Below are 19,075 nucleotides of genomic sequence, written 5' to 3' on the forward strand. Positions count from 1 at the left end.
ACTTGAAAAAGTCCGCTATTTGTTTATCTAAGCGACTGATTCAATAGATATATACATCTTGATACGCCCTCCCCTTATACCCTTACGACTAGTCATTAAGCACACACTTAACCCCCTCTATATAAATCGTTAATACCAAGTTGAACCTTGAGCGAACACGCACCCGGGTCTGTTATAGACCTACGGACAAACGCATCGCTATCCCAAGAAATAACGAGCGTTTGAAGACAACTAAGGTTGTACGGGTGCAAGGAATTCAATCATGAAAACTCAAGTAGTGTTTTGGAAAGCAAGTACCGCGTTGGCCCTGGCAATAGCAATGACACTCGGTGGCTGCAGCAGCGGTGGTGGCGGGCATCACAGTAGCGGCTCCTCCTCTTCGGATACTGCCGGAACCGGTGGAGGTACCGGTGGCGGTACTGGTGGCGGCACTGGTGGCGGCACTGGTGGAGGTACCGGTGGAGGCACTGGTGGAGGCACCGGTGGAGGCACCACCACGCCACTGGTCACCGCGACCGTCGTCGACACGCTGGGCAACACCGTGACCGGCGTGGGCGGCACCGTCAGCAGTCTCGGCACCACCCTCGGCAGCTTGCCGATTGTTGGCGCGACCACCCAAGGTCTGGTGGTGGCCACCGGCACTGCGGTCGGCAGCATCGGCAACGGCCTGTCGGATGGGCTCGGCTCGTTGGGCACTGACAGCAATGCACTGGGCAACACTCTCGACGGCGTAGGCCAAGGTGTTTCCGATCTGGGCGATGGCGTCAGCACCACCGGCGCTAACGTGCGCACGCTGCTGGGTAAAGTACCCGTGGTCAGCGCAACTGCGCCAGTGGTGGGCGGCGCGGTCGACAAAGTCGGCAACGTGGTGACCATGCTCGGCGATACCCTGAGCACCGCCAGCACCACCGGCCCGCTGGGCAATGTGACAAATGCCGTGGGCGCCCGAGTGCTGGTGCCGGTCGTCTCGCTGGTGGAAAAAACCACCGGCAAAGTTGGCAACGCAACGGGCCTGGACAGCCCGGTCGGCGGCCTGCTGGATAAAGTCGGCAGCACCGTCGATGGCCTCGGCGATAAAGTCGCCGGCGCTGGCGGCACCGGTAACCCTGTGACCGGCGCCGTGGGTAACCTGCTCAATGGCGTCGGCACCGTGGTCGGCACCGCAAGCGGCTATGTCGACCCAGCCACCGGCAACGGCGGCGGTAGCGGCAGTGGCGTCAAACTCGGTCTGCCGGAACTGATCGGTGGTGTCATCGCCGGCGCCGGCAACGGCCTCAACGCCGGCAATACCAATGGCGTGGTGAGCGCTGCTGGCGTCACCGGCGCCAGCGCCGGCGGCACGGTAGCATCTCTGGGCACCTTGCTGGGCGGCAGCGGCACTCCAAACACCGCCGCGGGCGCTCCGATCATGGCGGTGACCACCAACCTCGGCAGCGCACTTAACCCTGCCACCAGTGGCATCGCCAGCCTGACCCAAAACGTCGGCAACGCCACCGGCCTGGGCGCGCCAGTCAATGGCCTGGTGACTAACGTCGGCGGCGCCGTCAACAGCCTGGGCGGCAAAATCAGCGGCGCCAATGCCAACCCGGTCACCAACGCCCTGGGCGGCACCGTGAGCGCTGTCGGCGGCACCGTGGCGTCGGTGGGTGGCCTGGTCACCGGCGGTACCAGCGGCGGCGGGTTGCTCGGCGGCGGCTTGAACCTGGGCGGCAGCGCATCTGCCGGCGCCAGTGCCAGTGCCGGGGCCAGCACCAGCGGTGGCCTGGGGGGGTTGCTCGGTGGGCTCACCGGCAAAAAATAGAATTGCACCTGGCCGATTAGACGGCCTCACCTACAGCGCCTACGCTTGGTTGAGACGAGAGATCTAATAAATCTCTCGTCTTTTTTTAGGGCCACTGAACGGCCCCTGAAAAACACCCGAACCGCGCCTCCAGAGCCCGGCGGGCACCTGCAAAACGCTGCTGCTTTGACCATGGAGTGTCCTATGCGCGCTTTGACACCGTTGTTATTGCTCACCCTCAGTGCTTACGCCCACGCCGATACCCTGCCCAGCTTCCTCAATAGCAACGACACCATCCGCAACCTGCCGGTGCCCAATCTGCCCGCCGATGCCTACCGCCCGAACACCCCGCAAACGCAGCTGCCCACCCCTGCGGCGAGTGAGGCGCAACCGTTACTGATGGACACCAAGGTGACCATTCGCAAACTGCAGATCGACGGCGGCACGGTCTACCCGCTGAACGACGTTGCCCTGGCGTTCGAGCCCTTGATCGGCCACGAAACCAACCTGGCCCAATTGATCGAGGCGACACGCAGCATCACCCGGCGCTACCAGGCAGACGGCTACCTACTGTCCTATGCGTTCCTGCCGGAGCAACGCTTCGATGACGGCCTGGTGCACGTCATTCTGGTGGAGGGTTATATCCGCGATTACCAAGTACAAGGCGATATTGGCTCAGTGTCGTCCTACGTCGAAAAGCTCGCCGACAAACTCAAGGCCGAGCGCCCACTGACCCGTAAAACCTTCGAGCGCTACACCACACTCATGGGCGCGATCCCCGGCGTCACCTTGCAAGCGCAAGTGCCGCCACCTGGCACCACCGACGGCGGCACCCACATGCAGATCACTGCCAGCCGCAAGCCTTTCACCACCAGCATGAGCCTCAACCAGGCCAGTCGTGGCGGCACGCAAGCCTTGTTAACCGCCACCAGCAATTCCCAGACCGCCATGGGTGAACAACTGAGCGTGAGCGGCCTGTTCCCACCGGGCGACGACAAAGAACACTACTACCGCGCCGCCTACAGCCAATTCGTCAATGCCGAGGGCACCCAACTGGTGCTATCCGGTGAACGCTATCGCGCCGACCCCGGCACCAACCTGCAACTGGGCGGCGGCTTCGAACTCAAGCCCCATCAGGCAATCGACCGATTCTCCATTGGCCTGAGTCACCCGATGATCGCCTCGCCCACCGAGTCGTTGACCCTGGGCACGCGGTTCTATGGGGTCGACCAGAAAACCCGCTATCAACTGGTGGGATTCCCCCAGCGCTTTGACATCGAAACCAACCTGCGCGCCGTGGCGTTCGAAGGCGACTGGCGCAAGGCCGACGCCGACCAACTGCGCATCCTCAGCGCGGGGCTGTACCAAGGCATCGACGGCATGGGCGCCAAGACACGCAGCGACCTCGAAGGCCTCAAACCTGACTTGGACTTCTTCCGCCTGCGCCTGTCGGGCGTGCAAAGCAACAAGCTGTTCGGCAACGTTCAGGGCGTGCTGTCAGGAGCGCTCTATTGGAGTGACGACACCTTGCCCGACAGCGAGCGCGCCACCTTCGGCGGGCAGAACTTCGGTCGTGGCTACCCCGATGATCAAGGCTCGGGCGACAAGGGCTGGGGCATGGCCTATGAGGTCAACTACAGCTACAACCGTGCCGGCGAGTGGGTGAGAATCCTGCAACCCTACATCGTGTTCGACCGTGCCAAGACCTGGTTCAACGACCAGCCCATCAAAGGCAACAACCTGTCTTCAGCCGCCGTGGGCCTGCGCTTTGGCGACGCGAAGTATTACAACATCGCGCTCGAAGCGGCCAAGCCGATGTCGGACGAGGCCCTCGACAGCCTCAACCGCCAGCCGCGGTATACCTTGAGTTTCAGCTATCAACTCTGACACGGCCTACAGCGCTCAGTTTAGGCTGAGCGGGGTTCTGCGGCAGACGAGTTTGCTGTGGTAAGAGGGCTTGTTGTGGCGAGCGGGCTTGCTCGTGTTCGACTGCGCAGCAGTCCCCAAAAGCCCTACCGTTTGCTGAGAGGAAACAAGCTGTCCAACGTATCAATCAACCGCACCAGGTAAATCGGCTTGCGAAACAGATCCAGGACCTGCAGGCGCAGCATGTCGCTGACGTCATCCATTTCGGCATGACCGGACATCACAATCACCGGCAGGTGCGAGCGTGAGGTGTGTTCGCGCAGGCGCTTGATCAAGGAGATACCGCTTTCCTCGGGCATGCGCAGGTCGGTGATGACCAAGGCGATATCGGGGTGAAGTGTCAACTCTTGCAGGGCGAAGGTGACGGATGTTGCCGTGAAGCACACGAACCCCTCGTTTCCGAGGGATTCGGCGAGCTCGATCAGCGCGTCCTCTTCGTCGTCCACTAACAGGATTTGTTGCCGGGGGGACGACATGGGGCTCATGTAAGGATCCTGATACTAAACGTGCACTCAGGGTAGTCGTATCGCGCCATTGATCAAGTGGACAAGATACTGGCTTCGACCAACTTGAACAGCGCAGTGACTCTGTCGCTGATGGGCGTCATGAAGATACCGATCACAGCTGCACACATGGCAGCCACAATGGCGTACTCAATACCGGAAGCACCATCCCTGGCGCAGACCATCAGTTGAAGCTTTAAGAACACCTTGCCAATTGCTGACATGCGACTCTCCAACAAGGGTTAAAAGCTCAAGTGCCGATACCGGTCTGAATCGATGTAAAAATGGCTTTCACTTTAGTGCTGATGGGCGTCATGAACAGCCCGATCACCGCTGCACACATCGCCGCGACAATTGCATATTCGATACCGGAGGCCCCCTCTCTTCCGTAAGACAAAATCTGGATTTTGATAAACACCTTGCGAATGACGTCAAGGAACATTTGACTTCTCCTTTGCGCTCCGGGCGCTGATGTAGCTGGGCTACAGCATGATCTCGCTGTGCCATTAGAGCATTGTCGGCAAATCCACTCCCAACAACTGTAATAAGCGACTAATCACAAAGTAGTAGCCAAATCGATGACGCCTGAAGAACCTTATTTCCCACTAATGAAGAGAAATTTTCCAAGGAGTAATGGCATTTCGTCCTAGCTGAACTACCTTCAAATAGCGAAATAGTTAGACCTTGATAGTGAACTGATTGCGCAGTGCTGGATGGACCAGACAGCAGGTTCTGCAGTGGGAAAGGGAGAGCCTTTATGAGCAGTCGCATCAGTATGATTCTGGCCGGGTTGCTCTTGTTGGGAGCGCTGATTGCCGGTTATTGGGGCCTCGTGTTGAGCCGTCCGGAACCGGCGGCCGCCGTGGTTGCTCAGCCCGTTGCCAACCCCTCTTCAGTGGCCCCCGTCGAAGACCCGACACGTCAACCCGTGGTGGTACTGGCCCACGACGTGCCGCCCTTCGTCGCCCTCACCGCCGCCGACCTGACCCTGGAAAAACTGCGCACTGCACCGGCTGGCAGCCTCACCACGCTGGAGCAAGCCATCGGACGCACGCCTTGGCGCAGCCTGGAAGCCGGAACCTGGCTGACCGAACAAAGCTTCGAGGCTGGCGGAAGCCTCGCCCGGATGATCCGCTCTGACGAACGCGCGCTGGCCGTTGCCGTGGATGAAGTAACCGGCGCCGCTGGGCAATTGAACCCGGGTGATTATGTTGACGTGATGCTGTACCTGCGCCAGGAAAACGGTAACCCGCAACCCTCGGCGCAAACCGTAGTCCCCGCACTTCGCCTGCTTGGAGTGGGTGACCAACTCGGGCTGACCAATGACGGTAAACCCGGCTCCCCTGTAGCAACAACGGCCGAAGACAAAGCCAAGCAACAACAGAGCCGTGCCAGTGCGCGCACCGTGTTGCTGGCCGTTCCAGAACAACTGATGAGTCGGTTGGTGCTTGCCACGCAAGCCGGTGCAATGCGCCTGGCCCTGCGCAGCGCTGACGAACAACGCTTGAGCCAATACTGGTCGGGCACCAATGAATCAGCGGCAAACCTCGACAACGCCAAGCGCGACCTCTACCAGTTCAATCAGTTGGCCTTTACTGCACCACCCACCAGCAACTTCAGCCCATCGGCCACCACCAGCGCTCCACGTCGCTCGGGTGTCGAGGTGATACGCGGCAACCAGGTTACTCAACAAACGCCCAGATAGCGCTAAGGATGCCTTGAATGAGCAGTCGTTCCCTGAGGTTTTTTTCACGAGCGTTCTGGGCCCTCGTCACCCTGACGCTGCCCATCGCGCTCGCACAGGCAGCACCGGGCAACTGCGCCAGCCTGGGCAAGCTTCCTGCGACGCTCGAAGTCGGTGAAGGCATGCAACAAGCCATGCAATCCCCGGTTGCCATTACCCGCCTGGCGGTCGGCGACCCCAAAATCGCCGACGTTCAAGTCAACGGCAACCAGGCGTTCCTGCTGACTGGCATCTCCCAAGGCGCCACCAGCCTTATGATCTGGACCGCGTGCTCTAACACCCCACGCCAGAGCATGGTGTTCGTCAAAGGCAAAGCCACTTCAGCGTTAACCAGCTTGTCGCTGTCCCCCTCGGACGACCCCTTGCTGCCGAGCCAGGTACAGACCGATATCCGCTTCGTCGAAGTCAGTCGCACCAAGCTCAAGGAGGCAAGCACCTCGATCCTGGGGATTGGCAAAAACTTCCTGATCGGCAGCCCCAACCTCGCGGTGCCCAGCGCTAACACCTTGGCTCTGCCGGTGAGCGCCTCCAACTTCAATATCGGCTTCGGCGGCGGGCGCGTGTCGGCGATGATCAATGCCTTGGAAAGCAGCGGTTTTGCCTACACCTTGGCGCGACCCAGCCTGGTCGCCCTGAGCGGGCAAAGCGCAACGTTCCTGGCCGGGGGCGAAGTGCCTGTTCCGGTGCCCAGCGCCGGCAGCGACACCATCTCCATCGAGTACAAGGAGTTTGGTATTCGGTTGACCCTGACCCCCACCGTGGTCGATCGAAACCGCATCACCCTCAAGGTCGCACCGGAGGTCAGCGAACTGGACTACAGCAACGCCGTGCAGATCCAGGGCATTCAGGTACCCGCACTCACTGTGCGTCGCACCGACACCAGCGTGTCCCTGGCCGATGGCGAAAGCTTCGTCATCAGTGGCCTGATCAGTACCAACAACCGTTCCACCATCAACAAATTTCCCGGCCTGGGCGACATCCCGATCCTGGGTGCGTTCTTCCGCGATTCCAACATCAGCCGCGAGGAAAAAGAGTTGCTGATGATCGTCACCCCCCACCTCGTACAACCCCTGGCGGCCGATGCGCAGTTGCCGTCCCTGCCCGGCGAAAAGCTGCGCAGCTACGACCCAAATTGGTACCGCCTGTTTTTCCTTGAAAATGGCAACTTCGACCGTCGCACGGGGCTGTCCCAATGAGCGAAAGCCTGAGCCAAACGTTTCTGGCAATAACGCGTAACAGCACCGATCTGGAGTGGCTTCAGGGCGCGCTTGCACCGTTGGGCCAAGTGGTCAGTGCCGGCGGCGGCAGTCTGGACGAACTGCTGGCACTGGTCGACGTGACCTTCGCCAACCTGGTCTTCATCGGCCTGGACCGTGAAAACGTCACCACGCAATGTGCCCTGATTGAAGGGGCACTGGAGGCCAAACCCATGTTGGCCATCGTCGCGCTGGGCGACGGCATGGACAATCAACTCGTACTCAATGCCATGCGGGCCGGCGCCCGCGACTTTGTCGCCTATGGCTCGCGTTCCAGTGAAGTGGCCGGCCTGGTTCGACGCCTGAGCAAGCGCCTGCCGACGGTCAGCCACACCACTCACCTGGGTGGCCTGACGGTGCTCTATGGCACCCAGTGCGGTACCGACGGCGCGTTACTGGCCACCCACCTGGCGCAAGTGGTGCAAAAAAGCGGGCAGCAAACCCTGGTACTGGATTTGGGACTGCCTCGGGGCGACAGCCTGGCGCTGTTGGGCCTGGAAAGCTCGTTTCACTTCGGTGATGCCCTGCGCCACTTACGACGCCTGGATGCCACCTTGATCAACAGCGCCTTTACCTCGGCCGAGGCTGGTCTGCGCATTCTGGCCTACACCGACGGCGACGAATCGCTGGAGCAAACCAGCGCTGCCGAGCTGTACATGCTGCTCAGCGCCCTGCGCCAACACTTCCAGCACATTGTCGTCAACCTAACCGGCCAGCCGGACAGCGAAGCGCTGCGCACCTTCGTCAGCCATTGCGACAAGTTGCTGTGGTGCACCGATCAAAGCGTGCTCGACTGCCGACGCAACCTGGCGGTGCTCAATCGATGGCGTGAAAAAGGCATGAAACTGGAGCACGGCCGTCTGCTGGTCGACCGCTACATCAAAGGCGCCGCACCGGAGGCCGAAGCGCTGGGCAAGACCTTCGGCCTGGAAGTGATTGCCGTGCTGCCCCTGAGCGCGGAAATCCGCCTGAATGCCAAAAATCAGGGCCAGACCTTATTCGCCTTATCGCCCCGCGAGCCGCTCACCCAAGGCCTGCGCACCCTTGGCGAGCGCCTGGCCAAACGCTCCGAAGGCCTTGAGAAACCACCGGCCAACTGGCTTACCCGTCTCTGGAGTACGAAATGAGCAGCGATAAACTGTTCGGTTCGCCCTTACGCGGCACCGTCGACAACACCGATCACGACGGCCTCAAACTGGTCCTGCACCGCTACATCATCGATGCCATAGAGGAGTCGGGGAAAAACCTGTTGGAAGGCACGCGCCAATCTTTGGCGCAATTTGTGATGGATAAAGTCGCCGAGTACATCACCCGCATGCACCTGGCGATCTCCCGCTATGAAATGGAGCGCCTGGCAGAAGAAATCGTCGACGAACTCACCGGTTTCGGGCCGCTTGAGGTGCTGCTGCGCGATACATCCGTCACTGAAATCCTGGTCAACGGCCCGCACCGAGTGTTCGTCGAACGCGACGGCCTGCTGCACCAAAGCGACCTGCGTTTCATCGACGACCACCATGTGGAGCGGGTCATGCAACGCATCCTCGCACCCTTGGGGCGACGACTGGATGAGTCGTCACCCATGGTCGATGCGCGGTTGCCGGACGGGAGTCGGGTCAATGCGATCATTCCTCCGATTGCCCTGGACGGCCCCTGCCTGTCGATCCGAAAGTTTCGCAAGGACATGCTCAAAAGCAGCGACCTGATGGCCATGCAGACCATCGATCAACTGATTTTCGAGTTCTTCCAAGAGGCCGTGGGCAAGCGCTGCAACATCTTGATCAGCGGCGGTACCGGCACCGGTAAAACCACGCTGCTGAACATTCTGAGCCAACTGATCAACCCCCATGAGCGGCTCGTCACCATCGAAGATGTGGCCGAACTGCAACTGGGCCACCCCCACGTAGTACGCCTGGAAACCCGCCCGCCGAATGCCGAAGGGCACGGCGAAGTGAAGGCCAGCGACCTGATTCGCAACGCCCTGCGGATGCGCCCGGACCGCATCATTCTGGGGGAGATTCGTGGCGTGGAAGTGCTCGATGTACTCACGGCGATGAACACCGGCCACGACGGGTCGATGAGCACCGTGCACGCCAACAACGCACAGGATGCGCTGCTGCGCCTGGAGACGCTGGTTGGACTCACCGGCCGCGTGGTCGCGGAGAAAACCCTGCGCCAGATGATCTGCGCGGCACTGGATGTGGTGATCCAACTGACGCGTTTGCCCGACGGTCGCCGTTGCGTCAGTGAAGTGGTGGAAGTCGTGGGCGTGCGTGATGACGTGTACGTCACCAACACGCTGTTCCGGCATGACAAGCGCACCGGCTTCGGTTTCCTGCGCGAAGCCATCAACCCCGCCGGCGACAAACTGCGCCGCGAAATCCCGCTGCCGTTGTAGGAGCCGCCTGATGATCGGTCCGATCCTGCTCGCATTGATCTCTCTGGGCATGCTGTTGCTGGCGACGCACATGATGCGCAGTGGCTTGCGCCAGGCACAGGCCGAGCGTGTGATGGAGCGACTGGGCCAGGGCCAACCTAAGGCAGTGAATGACAAGGCCGTCGTGACCAGCCTTGAACGTATGTTCATTCGTGCCGGTCTGGGCAAGCCCACCGAACGCCTGGGGCTATGGCTCATGCTTTGGGGCTTTGGCGTGGCGCTCGGTTTCCTGGCTGCCGAATGGCTGGGCTTGCTGACGATGGTCGTACTGCCGCCACTGATCCTGCGGTTCTACCTGGCCCTGCGCTATCAACGCCGTTTGCGTCGGATGATTGAGCAGTTGCCTCAGTTGCTGGATCACGCCGTACGCAGCCTCAAATCCGGCCGCACGCTGGCGGACGCCGTGCTGGGTGGCATTGAAGCCAGTGATGACCCGCTGAAGAAGTCCATGGGACGCATCAAGCGCAATGTCATCCTCGGGGTCAGCCTGCCGGATGCGGTGCACGACTTTGCCGAGTTTTACGAACAGGATGAGCTGCGCCTCTTTGCCCTGGGGTTGAAGGTCAATCATCGCTATGGCGGCAACGCCAGCGAGTTGCTGGAAAACCTGATCAAAATGATCCGCGAACGGGACCAGGGCGCTCGCCAACTCAGGGCGATGACGGGGGAGACTCGCGTGACCGCCGTGGTGCTGGCGTTGCTGCCGATCAGCGTGGCCGGTTACTTCCTGGTGACCAACCCAACGTATCTGGTGGGTATGTGGGCCGATGACAGCGGCAGGTGGATGTTGATTGGTGCCTTCGCCATGCAGGTCTTCGGTTGCATCGCCCTGTGGCGCATGCTGAGGAGCGTCTGACATGGCCATGTTGATCAGCGCAGTATTGTTTTTCGCGGCGACGTTACTGCTGGTCGGTAACGTCCTCGCTCACCGTCGTCAACAGCGCGTGGTCACCTCGCGGCTGCAGGGCGAGACCGAGCGTGAAGACAAGATAGGCCGATGGTTGCGCACGCTGGGCAACACCCGGATTGGCCAACGCACCATCAGCCTCGACAACGAAACCCAAACCCTGCTCAACCGTATTGGCTGGCGCAAGGCCGGGCAGCGCTCGATGTTCGCCGCCTGCCAAGTGGGCGCGCCACTGGTACTGCTGGGCCTGACGCTGCTGATACAAAGCGTGTTTTTCCCTGATGCGGACCCCGTTTGGCTAGCGCCCTTCCTCGGGCTGGCCACCGGTTACCTGCTGCCCAAGCGCGTGCTCGCGTCGCTGGCCAAACGGCGCCAGGAGCAGATCACCCAGGAAATCTCGACCTTCATTCCGCTGCTGCGCATCCTGTTTGAATCCGGCATGGCCGTTGAGCAAACCTTGCGCGTGATGTCCCAAGAAGCGCAAAAGCTGCTGCCGGTACTCACTTCGGAATTGCGCATTGTGCTGGCCAGGGTGGACTCGGGCCTGGAGCTTGGCGAAGAGTTGAACAAAACCAGCCTGATGCTGAGCGTCGATGAGTTCAGCGACACCTGCACGATTCTGCAACAGCTGCTGCATCAGGGCGGCGGCGCCATGAAGTCGCTGCAGGCACTCAAGCAACTGCTGGACGACCGGCGCCTGACGCGCATGCAGGAATACATTTCCAAGATGTCGGCCAAGATGTCCGTGGTCATGATGGTCTTTCTGTTTCCGGCGTTACTGATCGTACTGGCCGGTCCCGGCTTTATCGCCATCTCGAAGGCCATGGGGCCTTGAAAGGACAACCGATGAAAACACTGATTGCCGCGTGCAGTTTGTTGCTCATGAGCGGCTGCGCGAACCTGGGCCAGACGCCTTGGTCCGGGTTCGCCGCTAACGGCAGTTGCTCCAAGCCCAGCGCCGACCAGGAGCTTTCGCTGAACCTCGCCGACGACATGGCCAACGACGGCAAGCTGCACGCCAGCCTGGCCAATCTGCAAAATCTGCCGGACTCCTTGCCTCAAGTACGCTTGCGCAAAGCAAAGGTCTACCGGCTGTTAGGGCGCAACGACGCAGAGCCGTTGTACAAAACTCTGCTGGGTACATGCTTGTCGGCTGAAGGCGAACATGGACTCGGGCAACTCGCCGTCGCCAAGGGCGACAACGGTAAAGCCCTGGCCCATTTGCAACGGGCCGCCCAGCTCTCGCCTACCGATGAAAAAATCCGCAATGACTTAGGAGTGGTCTACCTCAACCAACTGCGTATGGACGATGCACGTTTCGAGTTCCTCACCGCCATGGAGCTCAACCAGAGCAATCAGTTGGCCGCCATTAACCTGGTCACCCTGCTGATCTACCAGGACAACTGGGGGCAGGCCGCGCAAGTGGTCAGTCGCATGGGGTTGAGCCCCGTTCAAGTCAGCCAGGCCCAGGCCCGGGCGCAGCAACTCAAGCGTTCGCCTGCGTCGCCCGCCAAGGATCAAATAGCGGCGGTCAGAGATGCCTTGCAGGCGCCTATCAAGTCAGTCAATCAGGGAGAATCCAGATGAAACTCGCATTGCTCGCCAACCTGCTGCTGGCAACGCTGCCACTGACCGCCATGGCCATTGAGCCCGGCCCGTCTTCGCCTCAACAGAAACAGACCGAAGGCTGGCTACAGCTGCAGGTCAGCGGCCAACTGGCGTCGTCCAAGCCGCAGAAGGCGACCCCCGCTGAACGCGAGGGCGCCATGCTGCGCCTGATAGAGAGCTACAAGCACCCTATTCCTGAGTACTACGATCAGAAACAAGGCGGTACCTCGCCGAGCGGTAGCAACTAGTGGGCGGTCACCCGCTGGCGTATCGCCGAATTGCTCGGTGACAGCGCCAGCGCCAACTGCGTGCGGTTATGCATATGGGTGAGGCGCAACACCTGGGAAACGTAGAGCTTCACCGTGTTTTCAGTGATGCCCAGCTCACAGGCAATCTGGTAGTTGGTCTGCCCCTTGCCCACCAGCCGTGCAACGTCCAATTGACGCGGTGACAGCTGTTTGAAAATAACCGGCATCTCCACATCAAGTGCTTCACCCTCCCCCTGCGCCTCGGTGGCGCTGATGGAGGATTGAGGGTTGCTACGCACCTTGTCGAGATCGTGATAAAGGTCATCGATGGACGCCGACAGGTATTGCAGCTTCTGGTTCAGGTGCCCCAGCTCAAGGCTTTTATGCCGTTCCTGCAGCACCGCCTCCTGACGTTGCAACCCTTCGAGCAACTCGGGGAGATTGATCGGTTTTTGATAATAGTCCGCGATTCCTGCGCGCAGGGCCTTGATGACATCTTGTTTGTCGGCGCGCCCCGTCAGCATGATGGATTCAAAGGCACGCTGTTTACCGGCCAAACGCTGCAACGCCTGCACCAACTCGATACCGTCCATTTCCGGCATATGCAGGTCGCACAGCACCAGGCCGATGTCAGCGTCTTCGCTGAAACGTTTTACAGCCTGGAGGCTGGAATGGCATGGGATGCAGCGATAGCCGCTGCTTTCGAGGTATTCGCACAGCTCTTCCACGATCAAAGGTTGATCATCGACAACGAGCACTTTCACTAGAGAGGTAAGCTTGTTCACGCGCGACTCCATGCCTGGGCAAGCCAAAGACCAACCGTTCCATTCCAACCGCTTATTTTCCGTACAACTCACCCTTAAACGTAGACGTACTTTCTTACTATGTACATAGCACTAGGCTACGTCACGACTAATGGGATCCAAGCCCAAGCGAGTACAAATCCGACGAATAAAAAGGGCGCAAATGGCTGTTTGTTTGACGCCTGCGGCTCAAGGTGACAAAGAGCGCTTCTAACTCCTTGATTCATCAGCGGCCACATCCTGGGCGCCACCAACAACCACGCAACGCTCGCCAGCCCTGCGCCGACAAACGTGCCGAGCAAGTACTGGCTGTTGGTTGCCAACGCCAACGCCGCCAATAACTTCACATCCGCCGCGCCCAGCCGACCTAAGGCATAACCGGGCAAGGTAAACAGCAGCGCCAGGGTAAACGCCCATCCGCCCTCGGCAGCGGATGCCCCTAGCCAGGTGGACCCGCTCCAGAGCAAATAAACCAACGCCAGCAGCAGCCCACCCCACGTCAGGCGGTTGGCGATCTGGCGTTGACGGATATCTTGCACGGCGCATAACGCCAGCCAAACAAACAGCAACAGGCTATGAATCACGTAAAAAAAATCCCTTTTCGCTGAATGATTCTATGCTGATATCAGGTAGTGGTTGTCAGGGTAGACGCAGTCATGAAAAAGGGCCTCCCTAGAAAACAGAAAGGTGCCGCCGCGCTTGAGTTCGCGATGGTATTCATGATTTTTTTTGCCGTGTTTTATGGTTTGGTCAGTTACAGCCTGCCGTTACTGCTGCTGCAATCGTTCAACCAGGCAACGGCAGAAGGTGTAAGACGCGGCGTGGCGCTTGACCCTACGACGCCTGGCTACACCGATGCGCTGAAAACCCGCGCGATCAGTGCCGCCCAGGCGCAATTGCAGTGGCTGCCGCCGGCCTTCAAATTCGTACCGGCCTATGTCACAGCAGACTATTCGGGCACCGGGATGCTGACCGTACGAATCAATTACCCCTCCGACAACCTCAAGAGCGTTCTGCCCTTCCTGGTCCTGCCGGGCTTCGGCACTGTGCCCAACTTGCCTACGACACTCTCGGCCCAAGCGAGCCTGCAGTTTTGAACTCGGGGGAAAGGTTTTTCGATCGACTCCTAGGCCGTCCTCCGGGTATCTCTGCTTCGCCAGCACACGCCCCCGCGAACGCCGGCCTGCACATTTATCTGGATAATCAGGGTCGCGTGCTGCAAACCGACGGCGCGCTGCGCCATCGCTTGGCGAAAACAACCGACCCGCAACAACCGATGCCACTGCTGGACTATGTAGATGCCCACAGCGCCGTGGTGATCGAGGGCTGCCCCGGCGACTGGCAAGGACAAACCCTGGACCTGGATTTCAAGGCGCATGCGGGGCGCGTCCTGCAAACCCGAGGCTGGATTCAACCTCAAGGTGATGGCTGGGTATTACAACTGCTCGACATCGGCGACTTGATTGCCCACCGCAATCAAGCTGAAACCCGCGAACAGAATCAGTACCTGAGTGCCCAGATCAGTGAGCGACTGTGGGTTTGCAGCCTGGCGCGCCTGCCCGAGGAGCTCCAAGACAACCTGCAAAGCATTGCGCAATGCTTGCAGATTCCCTGTGTCGCCATTGCCCTGCTCGATAGCCAGGAGCAGGGTTGGTTGATCCACAGCCACTATCGCGCACACGATGCACCGGCCCTGTGGCACGACGGACAGCCCCTGGGAACCGCGCTGGACAGCCTCGACGGCAAGACCCCCTTGAACCTGACCCTGAACCATGGCCACAGCGAGCACCCGCGTTTGCAGGGCATTTTCAACAATGCCGCAGGCTTCCTGGTGCCCTACCGTGACGACCATGGCGTTGCCGCCTGGCTGCTTTGCGGGTTTTATCGCGGCGAAGAAAAGGCCAGTGACCGTGACTGGCTACAACTGACCGCCGCCATCGCCGCCCCATTACTCAGCCGCCTTCGCGAGCAGCGTCATCAGCAGCAACTTGACCGGCTGGAAGCGTTGCAGGGGTTACTGGGCACCGGTTGGTGGGAACTCCAACCAGACACTGAAGAGATCCAGCTGGCACCGCAGTTGTTACAGCACCTGAGCCCCAACCACAGCACCCCGCGCATGGCCCTGACAGACTGGCTGATGCTGATCCACCCCGCTGACCGCCAGGAGCTCGCCAGTCGCCTGCAAGACTTGCAGACAGCGAGCAAACCGGTGTCCACCAGCGTACGTCTGCATCGTATGGACGCCGCACAAAACCCCCTTTGGTACCGCGTTCAAGGCCAAGCGTTAGGGGTGGGAAGCACACGGCGGCTGATCGGCTTCATGCTGGATATCAGCGATATAAAAAACCAGCAGCATCAAGCCGCCGCCGCTCACGCAAGGCTGGACAACCTGATCGCCAGCTCACCTGCAATCATCTACGTACAACGGTATGTCGAAGGCACCCTGCAGCCGCTGTTTTTCAGCGACAGCCTGCTGCCTCTACTTGGCCGCACCCTCGAAGAATGCACGCCGGCCAGTCTTATCGAATGGATTCATCCCGATGACCGTGACCTCTACTTCGAGCGCACTCGCCAACTGCTTCGCGAAGGCAACGTGCGCAGCCGCTACCGCGTTCGCGATAAACACGGCGTAGACCATTGGTTGCTCGACGAAGCCAAGCTGCTGCGCGATGAACTGGGTCTACCGGTAGAGGCCGTCGGGCTATGGCTGGACGTCACCGAAGCGACCCTGGCCGCCGAACAGATCAAAAAGAGCGAAGAGCGCTATCGCATCCTGGTGGAAGACTCCCCGGCCATGATCTGCCGCTACCGACCAGACCTGACCCTGACCTTCGGCAACACACCGCTGGCCAACTATCTGGAATGTTTGCCCACGCAGCTGCCGGGGATGAACCTGGGGCATTGGTTGTCGGTAGAGCAGCGCCAAGCCTTTGAGCAGCGCATCAACCAACTGACTCCGGAGTTCCCGGTCAGCACCGCCGAAATCAGCCTGGAACTGCCTGGCCGCGAGCATGCCTGGTGGGTCTGGTCGGACCGCGGGGTGTTTGATGAGCGCGGCGCGCTGGTGGAAGTGCAAGCCGTAGGCCGGGATAACACGGAAGTGCGCCGCTCCCAGCAACAGCTGACCCAAAGCGCCAAGATGGCCACCCTCGGCGAAATGGCTACGGGCCTGGCGCATGAAATCAACCAACCGCTGAACGTGATGCGCATGGCCATCGTCAACGTGCTCAAGCGCCTGAGTAGCGGCAACGCAGACGTCGATTACCTCACCGAAAAACTTCAGCGCATCGACGCCCAAGTGCTGCGCGCGGCGCGGGTGGTGGACCATATGCGGGTGTTTGGGCGCCGCTCGGAAATCGAGCAGCAGCCCTTCGACCCGGCACAGGCGGTGGAGGGCACGCTGTCGATGCTCAGCGAAGGCTTGAAGGGCAAAGGCATGGACCTGCGCGTCACCCCGGTGGACTTCACCGTGCAGGTCAAAGGCTACGTCGACCAGTTGGAACAAGTACTGATCAACCTGATGGTCAACGCCCGTGATGCACTGCTGAGCAATCGCGAACATAACCCGGCACTGCGCCCTTGGATCGCACTGCATTGCGAGCACGACAGCCGCCACGTGCGGATCTGGGTCGAGGACAACGGCGGCGGTATTGACCCTCGCCTGCTGGAACGGATTTTCGAACCGTTCTTCACCACCAAGCCGATTGGCGTGGGCACGGGGCTGGGGTTGTCGGTGAGCTACGGAATTGTGGAAAACATGGGCGGCCGGCTGAGCGTCGTCAACGGCGCAGAAGGCGCCAGGTTTTGTGTGGAGTTACCGATCGTGGAGGCTTAAAGCACCAATGCCGCTTGCCCGTGGGGTCTGCAACTGAGGTTGGCGCCGACTTCAACTTTGTTGAGGTTGATGCCCAAGGTGGACAGCAAGCCGTTTACCAGCGGGTCGACAATTGGGCTAAGGACAGTGCCGATGACGTTGCCCAGTGTGCTATTCAAATCGTTAAGCAGCGTCGCACTGGTTGCCAATAACCCGCCCAGCAGATTGAACCCCGTGGGCTTGTAAACCTGGAATTTCAGCCCTGTTTGCAAAGCCTGTCCGAGGGACGTCACCAGGCTAGCCGTCGATAGCGAATGATAGAGCGGTGGCTGCTTAATCTCTGGTGGCTGGTTGTAGGTGTAAGCGCCACCCGCCGAAGTCACTGAGCCCACGCTGGGGTCGATAAGCATCCCAATCCCCCCGCCATAAAACGCTTTGCGATTAGGGTAATCGCAGACGGTGGGGCCGAGCCCGAGCAGCGGCTTGAGGCACGTCACCGCGCCGATATCGATCACCGGCAGCGGTGGCACGGCCGCCAGCGGCGGGCTGGCTCCCAGTGAATCGATCAGGGTAGGGCTCTGGCCGATTTTGATGCTCACCACCGACGCATTGGTTTGGGTGGTCAGCGTTTTGGTCGCGTCACTCGCGCAGGTAAACCCTGTGACATAGCTTTCAGCAATGCCCAGCTCAAGAATCACATCCACACTGGGAACCGGCGGGTTAGTGGCGGAAGACAGCAGCCTCAAGTCTGTGGTCTGACAAGGAACGCCTCCCACGGCACACAGCAGCGAACTGACAGTCCCGGCCAGGTTCAGGCTGAGCAAATTGTTCAGCACGTCCGTAAGCGGAGCGACCAAGCCGTTCACAACCAGATTCACCGCAGGGATGTTGAGTACCGGCAGCGTCACTGTCAGCCCCAGGCTTACCTGCGCCGTGCGCACATAAATCCGCGTACTCGCATCGGTTTTATTCTTGGCATAGGTGGGGTCACCGATCGCGGACAGTATGGGCGGCTCAATGACCTTGAGCTTGAGATTTGCCGTCACACCGGGAATGGTCACAGGCACCGCAGCCACCACCCCGTTCTTTTTGTTGGCCAATTGCACAAAAGCCTCAGCCAGCTGGAACGCGTTCAACGTGGTGTTAAGCCCGGCGGACACAGCCCCTGTCTGCAATTGCAACAGGCTGCCCAGCGTCACGTCGAGATTGCCCACCAATGCATTGATCTTCGTAAGCCCTGAGGCGGCCACCGTCGCGGTACCCGACCCGGCTTGAAGCACGGTTACCGCCGCATCGATCAGTTGACCGAGCTTGAGGTTCTTGGCCAGCAACTCGTCGTAATTGCCCGCCTGGACGCCCACGTTCAGTGCCAACTGGTTCAGGTAACTCAACAGGTTGAGATCGGTGTCCACCAACCCCTGCCAACCCGCCACATCGAGCGACAGGTTACCGCCCAACAACTTGCCGAACAGCAGGTTCAGCGCGGCGGAATCGGTAGAGTTGACCGTCACCAACGTGGACTTGATCGTCAATTGTGCCTGGGGCGGCAAAATCTTCGGCGCGGCCACGGCCTTGGCCGTCAACAGGGTGGTCAGGCTGTAGGCGCCGCCATTGAACATCGACCAGATACCACCGGCGACACTGGTCAACACCGGGCGCGATGCGATCACTTGAATCGCATCGCGCTTGGTGGCATCTGCGGAAAACACCCTTAGATTCGAAGCCGCCGTGGTCAACGAACCACAGCGCACGTCCAGTGCATTGGCGGGGGGAATGATGTAGCCGTTGCGCACCGCACTGGCGCCGGCGTAGGTGGTGGCGGTGTTGTTGTTCGCGGCCAGGCAATCGCCATTGCGCTGGACAGCTTCCAGCGCGGCCATGTCGGCAATGCCTTGCAACTTGCGCTTTTCGAGATAGAGCCGCCCGCTGTCGACCACCAGCAGTAAGAAGACCAACGCCAAACCGAGCGTCAAGGCCGCCATCAAGCCGATCGCACCACGCTGCCTGCAACGAAGTCCGGGAGACATCGAGCACTCCTTAGCGCTTACTCTC

Annotated in this window: 18 protein-coding genes; 12 read left to right on the plus strand and 6 right to left on the minus strand. The window is 60.2% G+C overall.

Annotation, left to right across the window (positions count from 1 at the left end):
• The first annotated feature begins 262 nt into the window (after nucleotides 1–262).
• Nucleotides 263–1,801 (plus strand): collagen-like triple helix repeat-containing protein, encoded by a 1,539-nt coding sequence (locus G9Q84_RS27140; protein WP_181644400.1) that lies wholly within the window; start codon nucleotides 263–265, stop codon nucleotides 1,799–1,801.
• 183 nt (nucleotides 1,802–1,984) lie between these two features.
• Nucleotides 1,985–3,667: a ShlB/FhaC/HecB family hemolysin secretion/activation protein gene (locus G9Q84_RS27145; protein ID WP_181644401.1), complete on the plus strand. Its 1,683-nt coding sequence runs from the start codon at nucleotides 1,985–1,987 to the stop codon at nucleotides 3,665–3,667.
• Between the two features lie 125 nt (nucleotides 3,668–3,792).
• Here G9Q84_RS27145 and G9Q84_RS27150 read toward each other — a convergent pair whose 3' ends face one another.
• From G9Q84_RS27150 to G9Q84_RS27160, 3 genes are read right to left on the minus strand one after another with little or no spacing between them, the layout of a single operon-like run.
• Complete coding sequence (locus G9Q84_RS27150) at nucleotides 3,793–4,191, minus strand: response regulator (protein WP_032887125.1); 399 nt, start codon at nucleotides 4,189–4,191, stop codon at nucleotides 3,793–3,795.
• Nucleotides 4,192–4,244: 53 nt separating this feature from the next.
• The gene (locus G9Q84_RS27155) at nucleotides 4,245–4,433 is read right to left on the minus strand and encodes a hypothetical protein (protein WP_032887127.1); all 189 of its coding nucleotides are present in this window, start codon (nucleotides 4,431–4,433) and stop codon (nucleotides 4,245–4,247) included.
• A gap of 26 nt (nucleotides 4,434–4,459) precedes the next feature.
• The gene (locus tag G9Q84_RS27160; protein ID WP_032887128.1) at nucleotides 4,460–4,651 is read right to left on the minus strand and encodes a Flp family type IVb pilin; all 192 of its coding nucleotides are present in this window, start codon (nucleotides 4,649–4,651) and stop codon (nucleotides 4,460–4,462) included.
• Between the two features lie 315 nt (nucleotides 4,652–4,966).
• On the opposite strand from G9Q84_RS27160, the gene cpaB reads away from it, so the two are divergent.
• The 8 genes from cpaB to G9Q84_RS27200 are packed head-to-tail and all read left to right on the plus strand — an operon-like array spanning nucleotide 4,967 to nucleotide 12,406.
• A complete protein-coding gene (gene cpaB, locus G9Q84_RS27165) occupies nucleotides 4,967–5,914 on the plus strand; it encodes a Flp pilus assembly protein CpaB (RefSeq protein WP_122756797.1) in 948 nt (315 codons plus the stop codon).
• A 17-nt stretch (nucleotides 5,915–5,931) separates the two neighbouring features.
• Entirely contained in the window at nucleotides 5,932–7,149 is a 1,218-nt protein-coding gene (locus G9Q84_RS27170; protein ID WP_095186493.1) for a type II and III secretion system protein family protein, read from the plus strand.
• Nucleotides 7,146–8,336, plus strand: coding sequence for a CpaE/TadZ family protein (locus G9Q84_RS27175; RefSeq protein ID WP_032887131.1), 1,191 nt, complete (start codon nucleotides 7,146–7,148; stop codon nucleotides 8,334–8,336). The genes G9Q84_RS27170 and G9Q84_RS27175 overlap by 4 nt, the downstream gene beginning before the upstream one ends.
• Nucleotides 8,333–9,604, plus strand: a complete 1,272-nt coding sequence (locus G9Q84_RS27180; protein ID WP_032887132.1) for a TadA family conjugal transfer-associated ATPase — start codon at nucleotides 8,333–8,335, stop codon at nucleotides 9,602–9,604. The genes G9Q84_RS27175 and G9Q84_RS27180 overlap by 4 nt, the downstream gene beginning before the upstream one ends.
• A gap of 10 nt (nucleotides 9,605–9,614) precedes the next feature.
• Nucleotides 9,615–10,499: a type II secretion system F family protein gene (locus tag G9Q84_RS27185; protein ID WP_032887133.1), complete on the plus strand. Its 885-nt coding sequence runs from the start codon at nucleotides 9,615–9,617 to the stop codon at nucleotides 10,497–10,499.
• A gap of 1 nt (nucleotide 10,500) precedes the next feature.
• Nucleotides 10,501–11,385, plus strand: a complete 885-nt coding sequence (locus G9Q84_RS27190; protein WP_032887134.1) for a type II secretion system F family protein — start codon at nucleotides 10,501–10,503, stop codon at nucleotides 11,383–11,385.
• A gap of 11 nt (nucleotides 11,386–11,396) precedes the next feature.
• Nucleotides 11,397–12,137, plus strand: a complete 741-nt coding sequence (locus tag G9Q84_RS27195) for a tetratricopeptide repeat protein (RefSeq protein ID WP_032887135.1) — start codon at nucleotides 11,397–11,399, stop codon at nucleotides 12,135–12,137.
• Entirely contained in the window at nucleotides 12,134–12,406 is a 273-nt protein-coding gene (locus G9Q84_RS27200) for a DUF3613 domain-containing protein (protein WP_032887136.1), read from the plus strand. Before G9Q84_RS27195 ends, G9Q84_RS27200 begins: the two co-directional genes overlap by 4 nt.
• On the opposite strand, the gene G9Q84_RS27205 is transcribed toward G9Q84_RS27200, so the two are convergent.
• Nucleotides 12,403–13,191, minus strand: a complete 789-nt coding sequence (locus tag G9Q84_RS27205) for a response regulator transcription factor (RefSeq protein WP_032887159.1) — start codon at nucleotides 13,189–13,191, stop codon at nucleotides 12,403–12,405. The two genes, G9Q84_RS27200 and G9Q84_RS27205, sit on opposite strands and share 4 nt — an antisense overlap.
• Nucleotides 13,192–13,307: 116 nt before the next feature.
• Nucleotides 13,308–13,793 (minus strand): prepilin peptidase, encoded by a 486-nt coding sequence (locus G9Q84_RS27210; protein WP_177434329.1) that lies wholly within the window; start codon nucleotides 13,791–13,793, stop codon nucleotides 13,308–13,310.
• A gap of 72 nt (nucleotides 13,794–13,865) precedes the next feature.
• Here G9Q84_RS27210 and G9Q84_RS27215 point away from each other — a divergent pair, with 72 nt between their 5' ends.
• Together G9Q84_RS27215 and G9Q84_RS27220 are read left to right on the plus strand one after the other, a co-directional pair.
• Nucleotides 13,866–14,306 (plus strand): TadE/TadG family type IV pilus assembly protein, encoded by a 441-nt coding sequence (locus tag G9Q84_RS27215; protein WP_032887137.1) that lies wholly within the window; start codon nucleotides 13,866–13,868, stop codon nucleotides 14,304–14,306.
• Nucleotides 14,303–17,044 carry a PAS domain-containing sensor histidine kinase gene (locus tag G9Q84_RS27220; RefSeq protein ID WP_181644402.1) on the plus strand — a complete coding sequence of 914 codons (2,742 nt, stop codon included), beginning with the start codon at nucleotides 14,303–14,305 and terminating at the stop codon, nucleotides 17,042–17,044. The genes G9Q84_RS27215 and G9Q84_RS27220 overlap by 4 nt, the downstream gene beginning before the upstream one ends.
• Here the strand turns inward: G9Q84_RS27220 and G9Q84_RS27225 are convergent.
• Complete coding sequence (locus G9Q84_RS27225; RefSeq protein WP_181644403.1) at nucleotides 17,041–19,050, minus strand: pilus assembly protein TadG-related protein; 2,010 nt, start codon at nucleotides 19,048–19,050, stop codon at nucleotides 17,041–17,043. The two genes, G9Q84_RS27220 and G9Q84_RS27225, sit on opposite strands and share 4 nt — an antisense overlap.
• Nucleotides 19,051–19,075 lie beyond the last annotated feature (25 nt).

The sequence above is a fragment of the Pseudomonas sivasensis genome (assembly GCF_013778505.1).
Taxonomy (GTDB): Bacteria; Pseudomonadota; Gammaproteobacteria; order Pseudomonadales; family Pseudomonadaceae; genus Aquipseudomonas; species Aquipseudomonas sivasensis.